The following is a 17,241-nucleotide window of genomic DNA, read 5'->3' as shown; positions in this document are numbered from 1 at the left end:
ATCCTATCACGGCAGGCAGTTTCCCCCTTCATGCGGTATTTTCTCGACACCGAATTCAATGGCTTTGGCGGCACGCTGATCAGCGTGGCGCTGGTCCCCGAGCATGAAGGGGACGAGGAATTCTATGTCTCCCTGCCGCTGCCGGACGCGATCGAACCGTGGGTGGAAAAGCATGTCGTCCCTTATTTGCGCCATGTGCCGCCCGCCATCGACCTGCAACTGAACCGGGTGGATGCGGCCGACCATGTCGCCGCCTATCTGGAGGGGGACAGCGATCCCGTCATCATCGCCGACTGGCCGGAGGATCTGGCCCATTTCTGCGCGCTGCTGGTGACGGGACCGGGGAAGATGGCGGGGGTGGATTTCGGCCTGCGGCTGGAACTGATCAACGCGGCGGGTTTCAGCGCGGCGGCCAACAGCCGCGTTCCGCACAACGCCCTGCATGATGCGCGGGCATTGCGCGACTTTTACATGGCGGATTGAGGCGTTTCGGCTGGCGCGGTGCGGCGGCCGAGGCGTGCGCGCTCCAGCCACCAGAGCAGGGCGCTGACCGCCAGCCAGCCCAGCCACCAGAGCCACGTTGCACCGGACTGTCCGGGCAGAGCGGCGCTCGCCTGTTTCGCTTCGGCAGCGGAGAGCAGCGCCATCGCCTTACTATTATGCGCGGCGCGCATGGTCGGCAGGGCATCGGCAGGCTGGACGTAGAAGGCGCTTGCTGCGTCCTTGCTGCGCAGCATATGCCATCCGGCCTGCGTCGGCCAATAGCCGCCATAACCGTTGATCGGCAGCACGCGCACCCGGCCATCGACCTGCGCTTCACCGGTCAGTGCGCACAACGCCATGCGCTCGCCGACCCAGCCGGTGTCCGTCAGGACGCGGCTGCCGGGTGCCGGGCGCGCGACGGTGTCGAGCAGGGCGCTCCACCAGTCGCCATACAGGTCACGCCGCCCCGTCAGGGTCAGGCCATAGCTGTCGATCCCGGTGAACAGCGCGACCCGGCCCGCACCCAGCGCCCGCCACGCGCCCAGCGTCGCGCCACCGGCATCGCGCAGCAGCGGCACGGCGTCATTGCCGCCGGGCGTCAGGCCCAGCCGGCTGATATCGGGCAGATAGTCTTCGGTGGTGGCGATATCGACGGGCGCCTCTTCGCTGCCGATGCCCTGCCGCGTGCGGGCGACGGGTTCGGCATCCACCTTGGGCAGGACCAATGGCGCGACGCCGCCGGGACCGCTGAGGCCGAAGCCAAGCGCCAGCCATTGCGATCGCGTCGTGCCGTCGATCGGTCCGCCGGGCCGCAGCACCAAGCCCATGCCGCCTCGCGCCGCCGCCAGCAGCGCGCCGCGCGCACCGGCCCAGCTTCGATCATCGACAATGGCGGCGTCGAAGCGGCGCAGGCTCGCGGCATCCAGCGCGACCGGCGCATCGCCCAGTGCTATGCCACCGCCCGCGCTCATTTGGGTGGTGACGTCATAGCCCGCGTCGATCGCCCAGCGACGCAGATATTTGACTTCCGCGCCCGGCGCACCGGCCAGGATCAGCAGCTTCGGGCGGGCGTTGTCCGCGACCCAGACCGGCACATCAGCCTGTTCGATGACGCGCTTGTCCCGCCGTACCCGCAGCGTGAAGGACGTGGCGCCTGCCGCCCGCGCGGTGCCTGCGAGCAGGACATGACCATTTTTGTCGGGCGTACCGCTATCCGTTACGCGCCCAGCCGGATCGACCAGTTCTGCCGTCGCGTTCGGCAGGCCCGTCAGCGTCACGCCAACGGTGAAGCGCGCCCCCGGCGCCACGGCTGGCGGCGGCGCGAGATACAGGATGCCGGGATGCAGCGGCGGCGGATCGAAATGCACCGCCAGACCGTGCGCGGCATCGATATCGCGCGGGCCAAGGCCATCGCCCACTATCGTCAGGCTGGTGACGCCGGGATGACGGCGCAGCGCGGTGGCGAGATCGGGCACGGCCTCCCCACCACCGCTAGCGGGCGCTTCGGGCAGCAGAACCAAAGGCGATCCGCCCGCCGTCGCCGCGAGCCGGGATGTGTTGGCGGTGGCGATGCGCAGGCTGGATGTGCTGCCGGACGTACCCGGCGGAAACAGCGCCATATAGAGCAGCCCGGCCGCCATTACCTGCAACAGCAGGAGCAGGCTGGTACGTACCGGCGAAGCAAGCGCCCCTGCCGCGCGATGCCAGAGCAGCAGGCGAATGCCGCCGATCGGCACGGCAAGGACCAGGATCAACGCGACGACGATTTGCGGGGTCATTGCGCCGCTCCGATCCTGTCCAGATAGCGCGCGCCGGCGGCATCGGCCGGGCGGCGGCGGGCGAGATGGCCGGAAGGCCGCTCCATCGCGCCCCAGAGCAAGGCCCGCAGCTTGGCGCGGCAGGCGGTGCAGCCGGGGTCTTGCCGGACCGCATCGATCGCCCCCGACAGCGCCAGCGCATCGGGCAGGCGCGTGGCGTTGGTCCGCACCCAGCCATCCAGCGGCGCCAGGTTGATCGGCCCCCGGATCGCATCCGGCCCGTCGCCCAGCGCGCGCCATGCCGCCGCCGCCGGGCCGTCCTGCTGTTCGATCGGGGTGATTTCCAACTGGCGGCTCGCCAGTCCCTCGCGCTTGCCGGTCATGCGACGAGTGGCGTCGATCGGCGGCAGTTCCGGTCCGACCCGCGACAGGAAGATGCGGGTCGCCTGCTGCACCTCCTTGATGAAGCGCAGCGCCTTATAGGCATAGGGCAGGGCCGTGTCGGGATGGCCGGTCTTGAGTTCGCGTTCGGACTGCCACATTTCATCGACCGCCTGTTTCAGGACCACGCGGGTTTCGGGATCGAGGCTGGAGGCGGGGCTTTCATCATGCGGATGGCCGAATTCCGCCAGCACATCTTCCTTTTCGCCGAAGACATTGGGTGTCGATACCGGCGGGCCGCCATGGTCATGGCCGTCGCCATCGCTATGCGCTTCGCCATCGGCGGTGGGCAGGTCCGGCGCGTCCTCATTCTCGCCGCCCAGAAACTGGCTGTAGCGGCCGCGCAATATCTGCTGGTCGCCGCCGATGGAGGCGGAACGGGCAAGATAACGGTCGGGGGCGAGGCCGCGTTTTTCTTTCAGCAGCTTCTCGATATCGATGATGATCTGGCGCTGGCTGCGGAAATAGGCGGGCAAGGTGGTGTTGACCATGCCGGTGAGTCCGCTGCTTTCGGGCGCTTTGGGGGATAGCCAGCGCAGGATCAGGCTGGGGCCGCGCACTTCCTGCGGATTGGGCGCGCGATTGTCGCGGACGATCAGTTGCACGACCATGTCGCCGCCCGCCGCAAAGCCGAAGGTGGAGAAGTCGAGGCGCGGGGTGAAGCGGCGATCGCGGGCCGGGCCGCTGCCGCTGACCGGGATTTCGCGCTCGGAAAAGGTCACATTCTCGCCCTCGCCGATGGCCAGCGTGACGCGCAGCCGGGCGCTGGCGGCGACGCCATAATCATCGGTCGCGGTAAAGGCCGGCGACCAGCTGCGCTGGCCCGGCTTCACCATGGTCAGGCTGTCGGTCAGCGCTTTCACCTGCGGTGAGGCGTCGGCGATGGCGTCGACGCGGTGGAGCGGCGGCGTTGGCCCGCGCCCGGCGGCGGGATCGACGCGGTAGAGGAAGGCGGCATCAGCGGCGCGGCTGGCGATCCAGTTCGCGCCGTCGGGGCGCAGGGCGATCGGCTGGTTGCCCAGCATCAGCAGCTTGGGTGCGCTGGCCTGCGGATCGAAACGTAGCGTCCATTCGAGGCGCGATCCTTGCGGGACGCGCGCGTCGAGCGAGCCGGAATCGCGCACCGGCAGACCGGTATAGGCGGGCGGAATGATGCGCAGATTTTGCGCGACGAGGCGGGGGACGCCGGGCTTTGCGGGCATGCCTTCGCTGCTGGGGGCAAGCGTGGGTGGACCCTCGCCGGCGCGGGGCCAGAGCATGGCGGCGGCGATCAGTGCGACCGCGAGGAGGCTGGATAGGAGCAGCAGGCGGCTGGACCATGCGGGCGCAAGGTCTTGAGGCGCGCCCTGATCGAGGCGGGCGGCGATGCGGCTGCGCTGGAGCGATTGCAGCGGCGAGGCGGGTGCTTCGTCGGCGAAGAGAAGGGCGCTGCTATCCTCCAGTTCGGGGCGTGTCGTGTCGAGGCTGCGGATCAGCCAGGGACGATCGAAACGGGCCATGCGCTGACGGGCGACGGCCAGTGCGACAGCGAGCGAGACAGTTGCGACGAGAAGGGCAGCGATGAGACCGCCCCATCGCCAGCCGAGGACGGCCAGCGCGAGGACCAGCGGCAGGGCGAGTGCCAGCGTGTCCGCAAAGCGACGGCGGCGCGCGGGCGCGATCCAGTGGGCGAACAGGGTTTCGGCGCTCATGGCGCGATGCTCCGGCGGCGGCTTGTGGCGAGCCAGCGTTCGGCCAGCACGAGCAGCGCGATCAGGATGGCGAGCCACGGGCGCAGTTGCTGCGGCGGCTGATCATAGGCGCGGCCGCCGGTCAGCGGGGCATAGTCCGTCGCGGCGACGCGGGTTGGGCTGGGCGCGGGCGTCAGCAAAGTGCGCAGTTGCGATGGGAAGTCCGCATCCAGCAGGATGGGCATTTGGGAGGGCAGCAGCGGGCGGGTGAAGCGGATCAGGCGGCCGTTACCGAGCGTCATCGCTTCGGCCAGCATCTGCCCCTCCGCATCGCGCCAGAGCGGGACCATCGCCTGATCAGCCGCAAGCCGGGTGTCGCTTGCGACGATCATGGTGCCGCCCTGCTTCACCCAGTCGACAGCGCTGTCCAACATCGTGCCGCCTGCCAGCCAGACGAGGATATGCCCCTTGTCCGGCAACGGCGCGTTGGGCGTGTTACTGTCCACTTCGCCGTTTCGGTTGGCGGGCTGCCATGCCAGCGCGGCGGCGCGGATATAGCGTAACGCTGCGCGATGATCGGCATCGGAGCGGATGGCGATTGTGGGCGGCGGCGCTACCTTGTCGGGTGCTGCCTTGGTTTCTCCGCTGATCCGCCAATTCACTTTGCGGGACAGGCGGAGGCGATCGGCATCGGCACCGTCGATGATGGTCGGCGTGACGATGGTGAGCGGGGTTTTCGCCGGCAGTTCGGCGTCCAACTGACGGATCAGGCTGGCGACGGGCAGCGGGCCGCTCGGCCGCGCGGTGTCGATCTTCGGGAAACCGGGCGCGAGCCAGCGGATACGGGCATCTGCGAAGCTGCCCTGATCGACCTGCGCGCCGGGGACCACCGCAACATAGGGGCGCGCATCGCCCGCGCCGAACAGCACCGGTTGCGCCAGCCAGAGCGCCGCCAGCGCCAACAGCGCGAGGCGCAACAGCAGCAGCGGCCATTCGTCGAAGCGCAGGCGCGACCGGGGTTTGGGCCGGGACCGCAGCCAGCGCAGCGCGGCGAAGTCGGTCGGCAGCTGTTCGCTCTTGCGCGCAATATGGATGACGAGCGGCAGGAGCATCGCCGCCAGCGCGGCCAGCGCCGTCGGGAAGAGCAGGCCCATGCTCATTGATATTCGGCCGCGCCCTGCGCCGCGAACAGGCGGTGCAAAGGCAGGTCGACCGGCTCGTCCAGATAATGGACGGCGTGGCGAATGCCGATCGCGTCCAGCCGGGCATGGAGCGCGGCGCGGGCTTCGGCGAAGCGGGCGAGAAATTCGGCGCGCAGGGCGGCGCCGTCGGCCAGCAACTCCTCGCCGGTTTCCGGGTCGCGGAAACGATAGCCGCCGTCGAAGGGGAAATCCCGTTCGGCAATGGTCAACATCTCGATCACCAGCGTTTCGCGCCCCGCTGCGGAGAGCTTTTCGGCCAGCGCCACCGCGCCTTCATCGAAACAGTCGGACAGCAGGAGGACGAGATCCTGCGCGCCGATCCGCTCCCAGACCGGACCCAGTTGGCTTTCCGGCGCAAAGCCGCGCGCCGGGCGGACGTTGAGCAGTTCCAGCAGCAGCCGGTCGCGCTGGCGCAGGCCGGTGGCGGGAGGAAGCAACGTCAGACCGTCATCGCCCAGCGCCATGAAACCGAAACGATCGCCCTGTTGCATCGCCAGTTCGCCGATGGCGGCGGCCATCGCCTTGGCAGCGTCGAGGCGGCTGTAATCGGGGCGGGTTGCGTCCGACTGACCCATGGAGGCGCTGGCGTCGATCAATATCCAGACCGCAACCGGGCTTTCCCGTTCCGCCTCCCGCACGAAGAATTTGTCCGACCGGGCGTAAAGTTTCCAGTCGATCTGGCGCAGTTCGTCGCCCGGTTCGTAAGCGCGATATTGGGCGAACTCCAACCCCGCGCCCCGGCTATGGCTCTGATGCAGGCCGATGCCATGCGACCCCACCGCCCGGCGCGTGACAAGGCGCAAGCCGCGCAGGCGGCTGCGCACGTCAGGAGGGAGAAGGTCAACCATGGCGGAAGGGATCAGGCGAGCGGAACGGCGCGGACGAGGGCGTCGACCACATCGTCGGCACTGCGCCCTTCCGCTTCGGCGGCGAAGGACAGGAGCAGGCGATGGCGCATCACCGGTACGGCGAGCGCGGTGATATCGTCGCGCGTGGCGGCGAGGCGGCCATGGAGCAGCGCGCGCGCCTTGGACGCCAAAATCAGCGACTGGCCGGCGCGCGGACCCGCGCCCCATTTCACATATTTGCGGATATCCTCCGCCATGCCTTCGCCGGGGCGGCTGGCGCGGATGAGGCGCGTGACCCAGTCGAGCAGGTCGTCGCTGAAATGGACGTCGCGGACGAGCGCTTGCAATGCCAGCACTTCCTCCCCCTGCATCACGGCAGGGACGGCAGCGGGTTTGGAACCGGTGGTCTGGGCCAGGATGGCGCGTTCCTCCGCCTCGGTCGGATAATCGACGCGGATATGCAGCAGGAAACGGTCAAGCTGGGCTTCGGGCAGGGGATAGGTGCCGGCCTGTTCCAGCGGGTTCTGCGTCGCCAGTACGAAGAAGGGCTTGGGCAGGACATGGGTCACGCCGGCATAGCTGACCGTCTTTTCCTGCATCGCCTCCAGCAGGGCGGCCTGCGTCTTGGGCGGGGTGCGGTTGAGTTCGTCGGCCAGCAGCAGGTTGGTGAAGACCGGCCCCTGCTGGAAACGGAAGCTGCGATGGCCGGTGCCATGATCCTCCTCCAGCAATTCGGTGCCGAGAATGTCGCTGGGCATCAGGTCCGGGGTGAACTGGACGCGGCGGAAATCCAGCTTGAGCGCTTCACCCAGCGAGCGGACGAGCAATGTCTTGCCCAGGCCCGGCACGCCCTCCAGCAGGCAATGGCCGCCGGCCAGCAGGCCGATCAGCAATTGCTCCACGACGTCGGCCTGCCCGACGATCGCCTGTCCGATCGCGGCGCGCAGCCCGGTCAAAGCGTCAAGGCGGGTCTGGATGTCGGCTTCGGTGAGGTCTGTCATGATAGTGATGGCCCTTAAATAATGACGTCATCCCCGCGAAAGCGGGGACCCATCTCCCAACCTTGCGGCGAGGGAGAGTGCCGGAGATGGGTTCCCGCTTTCGCGGGAATGACGAGCGATTGAATAATCACACCGACAGCGCGTACATCACGATATTGACCGCGAATTTTGTGTTGTCCTCGGCCAGGAAGCGCTTGTTGCGCCAGTCATAATCCCATTCGCAGCCATAATCCTTGTTGCTGTAGAGAACGCCCAGTCGGCCGTTCACCTCTATGCCTTTCAGATATTCGTGCACGAGATCATCGCCCCAGCCGTTCAATTCCAATCCGGTATTGGGCGGGCCGTCAAATTTGAAGAAGCTGCGGTAGAGGCCGTGGCTCTTGGGTAACTCCTTCAGCGCCTTCGGCCCGAAAATCTTCGCCATCTGCGCTTCGAAGGAACGGGCGAACAGGCCGTCTATGTCATGGTTGCAATCGTCCACCATGACGAAGCCGCCATTGCGGACATAGCGTTCGAAATTGCGCCGTTCGGCGGGCGAGAACTCCACCAGCTTGTGTCCTGCCATATAACAGAAGGGCGCGGTCAGCATCTTTGGGTCCGAGAGGGCGATGACATGCTCCTTCGGATCGACGCGCAACGTGGTGTAATCGATCAGCGAGGTGATGATGTTGGACGGCGTGCGCTGGTCCACGTCCCAGTCGCCACTGTCGTAGCGCAGGCGGGTGAACCAGAAATCGTAGCCCCCGGCTGCGGAGAGTGGCCGGGCCAGCATCGCGCTAGCCAGACCACCCGCCATCAACCGAAGAAATTCGCTGCGTGTCATGAAAACCGATCGGGCCCGGCCATGCTCCATCCTGCGGCATGGATCGTTCCCCGGCGAAGGCCGGGGTCCAGATCGGGCCGAGGAACTGGACCCCGGCCTTCGCCGGGGGACAGATTGGTCATGGCAGGCCCTGTCGTCACACCGCGTCCGACAGCGAAGTGAAGGTGAAGTCGCGCAGCTTCATCGGCGGCACGACGATGTTCATCGACACTTCGTCCGGCGGCACGCGGACCGGCTTGCCCAGCTCTTCCACATTGTTGAGCATGATGACCGGACTTTCGTTGAACCGGAAATTCTTGATCGGATATTTGATCTGCCCGTTCTCGATATAGAAGGTGCCGTCGCGAGTCAGGCCGGTGAGCAGCACGGTCTGCGGATCGACCATGCGGATGTACCAGGTGCGGGTGACGAGCACGCCGCGCTCAGTGGAGCGGACGAGGTCGGCGGTCGACTTGTCGCCGCCCGTCATCAGGATATTGCCCATCTGGCCGGCGGCAGGCTTGCCCTGTTTCTGTGCCCAGTAACGGCTATAGTTCAGGTTCACGATCTTGCCGGCCTTCACCATGTCCATGCGCTGGCGGGCGAGGCCATCGTCGTCCCACGGCTCGCAGGGGGCGACCGGGTCCCAGGGATCGGTGTAGAAATTGACCTGCGGGCCGAACACCTGTTCGCCCAGCTTGTTGCCGCCGCCCTTCTTCGACAGGAAGCTGCGGCCTTCATCGGCCTCGCGCGCGCCGAAGAAGTAGAACATGAAGCCGATCAGGCCCGCAGCCGCCATCGGCTCCAGGATCACCGTATATTTGCCCGGCTCCAGCGCCTTGGCTTCGGACGAGGCCGACGCCTTGCGCATGGCGATCTGGATGTCGCTGTCCGCCTTGAAGCGGGTGGCGTCCTGCGTGTCGGTGCCGACCCAGCCGGAACCCCGGCCATCTTCGGTACGGACGGTGCAGGTGTAATCCAGCATGGTCGAGCGCTGATAACCGAAATTGCCCTTGCTGTTGGCGATCGCGGTGAAGCTCTGATTATCCTCCAGATAGCCGGCCGCGATCAGCTTCTGCGCCTTGCAGGCGTCGATCGAGGTCTTGGCGACCTGCGCACGGTAAGCCGGGGTTATGTCGGCGGTCGACTGGGCAAATGTCGGGCTGGGCTTGTACGCCTGCTTGTCGACGGCGGGCATGAATTCCGGATTGTCGGGCGCCAGTTGCGCCAGCGTTTCGGCCCGGCGCACGACCCGCTCCAGCGAGGCGTCGTCAAACTGGTTGATGGTGGCGGTGCCGACCTTCTTGCCGAAAGCGACCTGCACGGCGAGTTCGATATCGTCGGTCAGGCCTGCGGTCGACACGTCGTTGCGGGCGAAACGGACATTGCCCTGGATCTTGCCGGTGAGTTGGGCGGTGCATTCGTCCGCCTTGGAGAGCGCGACGACCTTCGTCAGGATCGCCTTGGACTGCGCTTCGGTGAGGATGCTCATTATCTTGTCTCCCTAGGAGCCTGATCGTTTCAGGTGGAAGCGCTTTGCGTTTCCACCGGGAGCGTGAATCAGGTTCCAATCAAAATTGCAGCGTCAGCCGAGCGAACGCGCGGTGTTGATGACGTTGATGCCGTTGAAGCGCGCGGTCGATGACCCGTGCGACACGGCGGAGACCTGGGCCGGCTGGCCCTTGCCGTCGAAGAAGGAGCCGCCCAGACGATAATCGCTGCTGTCGCAGACGCCGGTGCAGGCGTTCCAGAATTCCGGGGTACGGATCTGGTAGGCGACATCCTCGATCTGCTGGGTGATCTTGCCCTGCTTGATCTCGTAGAAGAGCTGGCCGCCGAACTGCGCGTTGTAGCGCTGCTGGTCGATCGAGAAGCTGCCGTCGCCGATGATGTAGATGCCGTCCTCGACACCCGCGATCATGTCCGCGACGCTCTTCTTCGCCTTGCCCGGCTCCAGCGAGACGTTGGCCATGCGCTGGAACTGCACATTGGACCAGCTGTCGGAATAGGCACAGCCGTCCGATTCCTTCTTGCCCTCGATATGGGCCTGATCGCGGATCGCCTGATAGCCGACGAGCTTGCCATCTCGGATCAGATCCCACTTCTTGGTCTTGATGCCTTCATCGTCATAGGCGACCGCGCCCAGGCTGCCGACCTGCGTCTTGTCGGCGACGATGTTCACATTGGGGCTGCCATATTGGAAATGGCTTTCCAGCTTGTCCATCGTGGCGAAGCTGGTGCCGGCATAGTTCGCCTCATAGCCCAGCACGCGGTCCAGTTCGAGCGGATGGCCGACCGATTCATGGATGGTGAGCCAGGTGTGCGACGGGTCGAGCACCAGATCATATTTGCCTGGCTTGACCGAAGGCGCCTTCAGCTTGGCGCGCGCCTGCTTGGCGGCGGCGATCGCGTCTTCCTTCATGTCATAGCTGTTGCCGTAGACGACCACGCCATTGGGCAGCACGGTCTTGCCTGACACGGCGCCGTCCAGATATTCATAGCCAAGACCCATCGGCGCAGACAGGCCTTCACGGGTGCGGAACTTGCCGCTGGTCTTGTCGACCGCCGTGATGGTGGTCGGCGCCCAGATGCGGTGCACGTCCTGATCGATATAGCTGCCGTCGGTGCTGGCGAAATATTTCTGCTCGTTGACCAGGAACAGGATGGAATTGATGAAGTCCGCGCCCGCATCCATGGCGGCGGCGTTGACGTCCATCAGCAGCGCGACCTTGTCCTTGATCGGCACGTCCATGGCGTTCTTGACGATCGGCGTCTTCCAACTGACTTCGCCCACGCCCCTGGTCGGGGCAAGCTGCACCGGTGCGCTCTGGGTCGGGGCATTGGCCTTGGCGATGGCGACGGCCTGTTGCGCGGCCTTGGCCACGGCGTCGGCGGTCATCTCATTGGTGGCGGCGAAGCCCCAGGCGCCATTGGCGATCACGCGGATGCCGACGCCGCTCGATTCGGTGTTGACGATATTTTCGACATTGCGTTCGCGGGTGATGACGAACTGGCGCAGGTAGCGTCCGACGCGCACGTCGCAATAGGATGCGCCCACGCTCTTGGCGGCGGTCATCGCGGTGTCGGCCAGGCTCTTCTTCACCGCCACGTCGATGGCGCTGTTCAGTTCCTCGGCGGCGATGACCCTGCCGAACATGGAGGGGAGGACGAAGCCACCCATGCCCATGGCCCCAAAGGCCAGAAAATCGCGTCTATGCAAGGTAAGTCTCCTGCCTGACTATGCCCGCATGGTGCGGGTCGGATTGTGATTGGGTGACGGCGCTGGGGCCGGACCGGTGTGATGGAGGGGATCATCGCGACCCGAACAGGCGGGGTCAAACATCTTTTACGGATGCACAAGAAGTGACCCGCATAGTTTCGACAAATGTCATCTGTCGAAAAATTGCATCGGTTGGACGGAGCGCAGACGCAAAAAATCGGCGGTGATGGCTATGCCATCCCGCTGATAATTCGCTTCTTCCTGTGAAGAAAGTTGGTCGGGGAAAGAGGATTCGAACCTCCGGCCCCTGCCTCCCGAAGACAGTGCTCTACCAGGCTGAGCTATTCCCCGACCGATGCCGAAGCCGCTTTGTGGGCGGCCCCGTAAGGCAGGAGTGGGCCTATAGAGGGGGCTTTCCGGGCTGGCAAGCGGGCAATGACGATTTTTTTGCAGTCATTACAAAAGCCCCGCAGCGCGGAAGCTGAAGCGCGCATTTCCGGCCTCTATCACATGGTCGGCCAGTCGCAGGTCGAGCGGCCGCAGGCTGCGGGCAAGGGTGCGGGTCAGGGCGATGTCGCGGGAATCGGGCAGAGGGCAGGCGGTCGACCGGCGCCGTTGCAGCATGGCGATCCAGTTGCGTTCCGATTCCAGCAGATGCCGCATCACTATGCCCCATTCCTGATGAAAGGGCAGCAACCCGCAGGGACGCCAGTCCGCATCGAGTATCGCCAGCATCAGCCTGAAGTCCCTGTTCATGGAGGAAATCTTGCGGAGCGGGCAGGCTGACGGCGAGAGACAGAAGGCGCCATTATGGCGCAAAGGCGGAAGGGATCGATCCGAAATGACGCCAAGATTGGCGTGCCCGCCGCGCTGGGCTACAGCCGGGGGCAACCAGACTCACGACCGCAGGATCGCGCCTTGACCGACTCTATGCCCCATTATGAAGACCAGTATCTCGATCTCATGCGGCATATCTGGCGCCATGGCGACGAGCGGGTCGACCGTACCGGCGTCGGCACCCGCTCGATCCTCGGCGCGACGATGCGCTTTTCGCTGGCCGATGATGCGGTGCCGCTGCTCACGACCAAGCGCGTCTACTGGAAGGTCGCGGCGCGCGAGATGCTGTGGTTCCTGACCGGCGACACCAATATCCGCGAACTGGTGCGGCAGGGCGTGCATATCTGGACGGACTGGCCGCTCGACGCTTATCGCCGCGCGACCGGGGAGGATCTGGATCGCGATACATTCGAGATGCGGATCGTGGCGGATGATGATTTCGCGGCGCGCTGGGGCAATCTGGGGCCGGTCTATGGCGCGCAATGGGTGAACTGGCCGCTCTATGAACCGGTTGGCGACGGCCTGTATCGCAAGGCGGAAAAGGGCCGCAACCAGATCGCCGAACTGGTCGAGGCGATTCGCGCCACGCCGGGGTCGCGCCGCCTGCTGTTCACGGGCTGGAACGTGGCCGAAGTGCCGCAAATGGCGCTGCCGCCCTGCCACATGACCTATCAGTTTCAGGTGTCGAACGGAAAGCTCAACGGCCTGTTGTTCCAGCGCAGTTGCGACCTGGGTCTGGGTTTCGCCTTCAATATTTTCGGCCTGTCGATGATCACGCGGATGCTGGCGCAGCAATGCGATCTGGAGCCGGGCGAGGTGGTCTGGCAGGGCGGCGACGTGCACCTCTACCTCAACCATGCCGCGCTGGTGGAGGAACAGATGTCGAGAAATCCGTCGGGCGCGCCGAAATTGCGGATCAATCGGCGACCCTCATCCATTTTCGACTATCGGATAGAGGATTTCGACATGCTCGATTATGCGCCGCAGGCCCATATTTCCGCGCCCGTCGCCGTCTGATCGGACAGCGACGGAGACAGTAGAGGGAAATTTGGGACAGCAAGGCTTGCCTTGTGGAGCGTTGAAATATAATATCTGCGCTAAGCAATATTATTGCAATGCACCATAGGAGGCAGGATGAGCGATCCCGATGGAATCGCGGGCTTGGAAGGACAGGCGGGGCGCAATCTGCCCCCGCTGAAGCTACATGTGCCAGAGCCGCCGGCGCGGCCGGGAGAAGCGGCCGACTTCACCCATTTCGATATTCCCGCCGCTGGTGCGCAGCCCCGCCCGGATGAAGCGGCGCAGCCCGCCGACATGCGCGACATGGCCTATGGGCTGGTGCGGGTGCTGGATGAGGATGGCCAGGCGGTCGGCCCGTGGAACCCCCGCTTGTCGGCCGAAACGCTGCTGAAGATGCTGCGATATATGGCGCTGACCCGTGCGTTCGACGGACGGATGTTCCGGGCGCAGCGGCAGGGCAAGACCAGCTTCTATATGAAGTCGACCGGGGAAGAGGCGGTGTCGATCGGCGCGGCGCTGGCGCTGTCCCGCGATGACATGTGCTTCCCCAGCTATCGCCAGCAGGGCGTTTTGATCGCCCGCGACTGGCCCATCATCGACATGATGAACCAGATTTATTCCAACAAGGGCGACCGGCTGAAGGGCCGTCAATTGCCGATCATGTATTCGGCGCGGGAGGCGGGCTTCTTCTCCATCTCCGGCAACCTCACCACCCAATATCCCCAGGCGGTCGGCTGGGCGATGGCGAGCGCGGCCAAGGGCGACACCCGGATCGCCGCGACATGGTGCGGCGAAGGTTCGACGGCGGAGGGCGATTTCCATTCGGCCTGCACCTTCGCCAGCGTCTATCGCGCGCCGGTCATCATGAATGTGGTGAATAACCAATGGGCTATCAGCAGCTTTTCAGGTTTTGCGGGAGCTGAATCCACGACCTTTGCGGCGCGGGCGATCGGCTATGGCATTGCCGGCCTGCGGGTCGACGGCAATGATGTGCTGGCGGTCTATGCCGCGACCCGCTGGGCCGCCGACCGGGCGCGCGCCAATGCCGGGCCGACGCTGATCGAGCATTTCACCTATCGGGTAGAGGGGCACAGCACGTCGGACGATCCCACCGCCTATCGCTCCGCCGAGGAAAGTAGCCTGTGGCCGCTGGGCGACCCGATCGCGCGGTTGAAGGCGCATTGCATCGGCCTGGGCATCTGGGACGAGGAACGCCACGCCGCGATGGACAAGGAACTGGCCGAACTGGTCCGTGACGCTGCGCGGGAGGCGGAGAAGAACGGCATATTGGGCCATGGCCTGCATCATCCGATGGAAAGTATGTTCGAGGATGTGTTCGAGGAAATGCCCCGGCATCTGAAGGAACAGCAGCAACAGATGCTGGACGAATGGAAGGCGGCGGGACTGTGAGTTTCAGAAGAAACCCTAACGCCGTTCGGGCTGAGCCTGTCGAAGCCCTTTACTTCCTTGAAGAAAAAAACAGCCCTTCGACAGGCTCAGGGCGAACGGATCGAGAGGTGTCGCGTCATGACTGATGATGTGATCGAGGCTGTCGCCGAAACCACCCAGATGAACATGATCCAGGCGATCAACAGCGCCATGGACGTGATGATGGCACGCGATCCCGATGTGGTCGTGATGGGCGAGGATGTCGGCTTTTTCGGCGGCGTGTTCCGCGCGACGGCGGGCCTCCAGCAGAAATATGGCAAGAACCGCGTGTTCGATACGCCGATCACCGAATGCGGGATCATCGGCGTGGCGGTGGGCATAGGCGCCTATGGTCTGCGGCCGGTGCCGGAAATCCAGTTTGCCGACTATATCTATCCCGCGCTCGACCAGCTTGTGTCGGAAGCGGCGCGGCTGCGCTATCGCTCGGCAGGCGAGTTCATCGCTCCGATGACGGTGCGGTCGCCCTTTGGTGGCGGCATCTTCGGCGGCCAGACGCACAGCCAGTCGCCCGAGGGCATCTTCACCCATTGTTCGGGGATCAAGACGGTGATCCCGTCCACCCCCTATGACGCCAAGGGCCTGCTGATCGCCGCGATCGAGGATAATGATCCCACGCTCTTCTTCGAACCCAAGCGCATCTATAACGGCCCGTTCGACGGCCATTATGATACGCCCGCGACCAGTTGGGCCGGGCATGCGGATGCGCAGGTGCCGACCGGCTATTATCGCATCCCGCTGGGCACCGCGCGGATCGCGCGGGCGGGGGAGGCGCTGACCATCCTCTGCTATGGCACGATGGTTCATGTGGTCGAAAATACGGTTGCCGAGATGGGCATCGATGCGGAGATTGTCGACCTGCGCAGTCTGGTGCCGCTGGACATCGACACGATCGAAGCGTCGGTGAAGAAAACCGGCCGCTGCCTGATCGTGCATGAGGCGACGCGCACGTCCGGCTTCGGCGCGGAACTGCTCGCCCAGGTGCAGGAGCGCTGTTTCTACCATCTCGAAGCGCCGATCGAGCGCGTCACCGGCTTCGACACGCCTTATCCGCACAGTCTGGAATGGGCCTATTTCCCCGGCCCCGTGCGGATTCGCGAAGCCATCACCAAGATCATGAAGGATTGAGGGCTATGGTTGTTACACCTCCCTGTTCCGTTTGTGCCACGCACGACGTTTACGAAATCATTCTTACGCCCATGCACGAACGGGGGAGGATGTAATGGCGCTGTTCACATTCAAACTGCCGGACATCGGTGAAGGCATTGCGCAGGCGGAGATCGTCGGCTGGCACGTAAAGGTTGGCGACCGGGTCGAGGAAGATCAGCCGATCGCCGACATGATGACCGACAAGGCGACGGTCGAGATGGAAAGCCCGGTCGCGGGAACAGTGGTGCGCATCGCTGGCGAGCCGGGCGATCAGGTGTCGATCGGCGCGATGCTGGTGGAGATCGAGACGGAGGGCGAGGGGGCGGTTGAAGCCGCGGCGGGTAAACAGCCCGAAGCATCAGAAGGGGCAGTCGTCGATGACGTTGCCCCTGTATCCGTTCGCCCTGAGCCTGTCGAAGGGCCTTCTGCTTCGGATACGGATGCCAAAGTGGAAGTGCAGGGCTTCGACAGGCTCAGCCCGAACGGGGGTGAGGTGCCGCCCAGTGTAATCCTCGCCTCCCCCGCCGTCCGTGCGCGGGCGAAGGACCTTGGCGTCGACCTCGCGCAGGTGAAGCCTGCCGGCGACCATATCCGCCATTCGGACCTCGACGCCTTCCTCCTCTACGGCGCGGGGCAAGGTTATACCCCCGCCGGGCGCAACGCCCGACGCGCCGACGAGCAGGTCAAGGTCATCGGCATGCGCCGCCGCATCGCCGAGAATATGGCCGCGTCGAAACGGCATATCCCGCACTTCACCTATGTCGAGGAGATCGATGTCACCGCACTGGAGGAACTGCGCGAGCAGCTTAATGCCGGGCGTGGCGATCGGCCGAAGCTCACCATGCTGCCGCTGCTGATCGTGGCGATCTGCAAGAGCCTGCCCGATTTTCCGATGCTCAACGCCCGTTATGATGATGAGGCGGGCGTGGTGACGCGCCATGGTTCGGTGCATCTGGGGCTCGCGACGCAGACCGATGCCGGGCTGATGGTGCCGGTGATCCGCGACGCGCAGGACCGCAATGTCTGGCAATTGGCGAGCGAAATCCGCCGTCTGGCCGACGCCGCCCGCAGCGGCAAGGCGAAGTCGGAGGAACTGTCCGGCTCCACCCTGACGCTGACGTCGCTGGGGCCATTGGGCGGCATCGCCACCACGCCGGTCATCAACCGGCCGGAAGTGGCGATCATCGGGCCGAACCGGGTGATCGAGCGCCCCGTCTTTCGCGGCAAGGAAGTCGTCGCCGCCAAGCTGATGAACCTGTCGATCAGTTGCGATCATCGCGTGGTCGATGGCTGGGACGCGGCCAGCTTCGTTCAGGCGGTGCGCAAGCGACTGGAGGCGCCGGCTTTCCTGTTCGTGGATTGAGA

The 17,241-nt window shown here is 65.1% G+C and carries 14 protein-coding genes and 1 tRNA gene; 5 read left to right on the top strand and 10 right to left on the bottom strand.

Annotated elements, in window-relative coordinates:
- The first annotated feature begins 30 nt into the window (after positions 1–30).
- Entirely contained in the window at positions 31–483 is a 453-nt protein-coding gene (locus BMX92_RS03795; protein WP_093012099.1) for a hypothetical protein, read from the top strand.
- On the opposite strand, the gene BMX92_RS03790 is transcribed toward BMX92_RS03795, so the two are convergent.
- The 10 genes from BMX92_RS03790 to BMX92_RS03745 all read right to left on the bottom strand — a co-directional run bounded on the left by BMX92_RS03790 (position 468) and on the right by BMX92_RS03745 (position 12,180).
- Entirely contained in the window at positions 468–2,261 is a 1,794-nt protein-coding gene (locus BMX92_RS03790) for a hypothetical protein (protein ID WP_093012095.1), read from the bottom strand. The two genes, BMX92_RS03795 and BMX92_RS03790, sit on opposite strands and share 16 nt — an antisense overlap.
- Positions 2,258–4,372: a DUF4175 domain-containing protein gene (locus BMX92_RS03785; RefSeq protein ID WP_093012092.1), complete on the bottom strand. Its 2,115-nt coding sequence runs from the start codon at positions 4,370–4,372 to the stop codon at positions 2,258–2,260. Before BMX92_RS03785 ends, BMX92_RS03790 begins: the two co-directional genes overlap by 4 nt.
- Positions 4,369–5,511 (bottom strand): BatA domain-containing protein, encoded by a 1,143-nt coding sequence (locus BMX92_RS03780; protein ID WP_093012089.1) that lies wholly within the window; start codon positions 5,509–5,511, stop codon positions 4,369–4,371. Before BMX92_RS03780 ends, BMX92_RS03785 begins: the two co-directional genes overlap by 4 nt.
- The gene (locus BMX92_RS03775) at positions 5,508–6,401 is read right to left on the bottom strand and encodes a DUF58 domain-containing protein (RefSeq protein ID WP_093012086.1); all 894 of its coding nucleotides are present in this window, start codon (positions 6,399–6,401) and stop codon (positions 5,508–5,510) included. The genes BMX92_RS03780 and BMX92_RS03775 overlap by 4 nt, the downstream gene beginning before the upstream one ends.
- A gap of 11 nt (positions 6,402–6,412) precedes the next feature.
- The gene (locus BMX92_RS03770; protein ID WP_093012083.1) at positions 6,413–7,402 is read right to left on the bottom strand and encodes an AAA family ATPase; all 990 of its coding nucleotides are present in this window, start codon (positions 7,400–7,402) and stop codon (positions 6,413–6,415) included.
- Positions 7,403–7,529: 127 nt separating this feature from the next.
- Positions 7,530–8,225 carry a DUF4159 domain-containing protein gene (locus BMX92_RS03765; RefSeq protein WP_093012608.1) on the bottom strand — a complete coding sequence of 232 codons (696 nt, stop codon included), beginning with the start codon at positions 8,223–8,225 and terminating at the stop codon, positions 7,530–7,532.
- Positions 8,226–8,361: 136 nt separating this feature from the next.
- Positions 8,362–9,696 (bottom strand): TldD/PmbA family protein, encoded by a 1,335-nt coding sequence (locus BMX92_RS03760; protein WP_093012080.1) that lies wholly within the window; start codon positions 9,694–9,696, stop codon positions 8,362–8,364.
- Positions 9,697–9,789: 93 nt separating this feature from the next.
- Positions 9,790–11,424, bottom strand: a complete 1,635-nt coding sequence (locus BMX92_RS03755) for a TldD/PmbA family protein (RefSeq protein ID WP_093012077.1) — start codon at positions 11,422–11,424, stop codon at positions 9,790–9,792.
- A gap of 274 nt (positions 11,425–11,698) precedes the next feature.
- A tRNA-Pro gene (locus tag BMX92_RS03750) sits at positions 11,699–11,775 on the bottom strand.
- A 105-nt stretch (positions 11,776–11,880) separates the two neighbouring features.
- A complete protein-coding gene (locus BMX92_RS03745; RefSeq protein ID WP_093012074.1) occupies positions 11,881–12,180 on the bottom strand; it encodes a JAB domain-containing protein in 300 nt (99 codons plus the stop codon).
- Positions 12,181–12,354: 174 nt separating this feature from the next.
- Here BMX92_RS03745 and thyA point away from each other — a divergent pair, with 174 nt between their 5' ends.
- The 4 genes from thyA (at position 12,355) to BMX92_RS03725 (ending at position 17,239) form a co-directional block, all read left to right on the top strand.
- Positions 12,355–13,278 carry a thymidylate synthase gene (gene thyA / locus BMX92_RS03740; RefSeq protein WP_371262279.1) on the top strand — a complete coding sequence of 308 codons (924 nt, stop codon included), beginning with the start codon at positions 12,355–12,357 and terminating at the stop codon, positions 13,276–13,278.
- 117 nt (positions 13,279–13,395) lie between these two features.
- Positions 13,396–14,691 carry a 3-methyl-2-oxobutanoate dehydrogenase (2-methylpropanoyl-transferring) subunit alpha gene (locus BMX92_RS03735; RefSeq protein ID WP_093012071.1) on the top strand — a complete coding sequence of 432 codons (1,296 nt, stop codon included), beginning with the start codon at positions 13,396–13,398 and terminating at the stop codon, positions 14,689–14,691.
- Between the two features lie 159 nt (positions 14,692–14,850).
- The gene (locus BMX92_RS03730) at positions 14,851–15,855 is read left to right on the top strand and encodes an alpha-ketoacid dehydrogenase subunit beta (protein ID WP_093012602.1); all 1,005 of its coding nucleotides are present in this window, start codon (positions 14,851–14,853) and stop codon (positions 15,853–15,855) included.
- 94 nt (positions 15,856–15,949) lie between these two features.
- On the top strand, positions 15,950–17,239 hold the full coding sequence (locus BMX92_RS03725; protein WP_093012068.1) for a dihydrolipoamide acetyltransferase family protein: 1,290 nt from the start codon (positions 15,950–15,952) through the stop codon (positions 17,237–17,239).
- Positions 17,240–17,241 lie beyond the last annotated feature (2 nt).

The organism is Sphingobium sp. YR768 (genome assembly GCF_900111125.1).
GTDB lineage: Bacteria > Pseudomonadota > Alphaproteobacteria > Sphingomonadales > Sphingomonadaceae > Sphingobium.
Note: the sequence above shows the minus strand (reverse complement) of the source record. Positions and strands in the feature narration are given on the sequence as shown.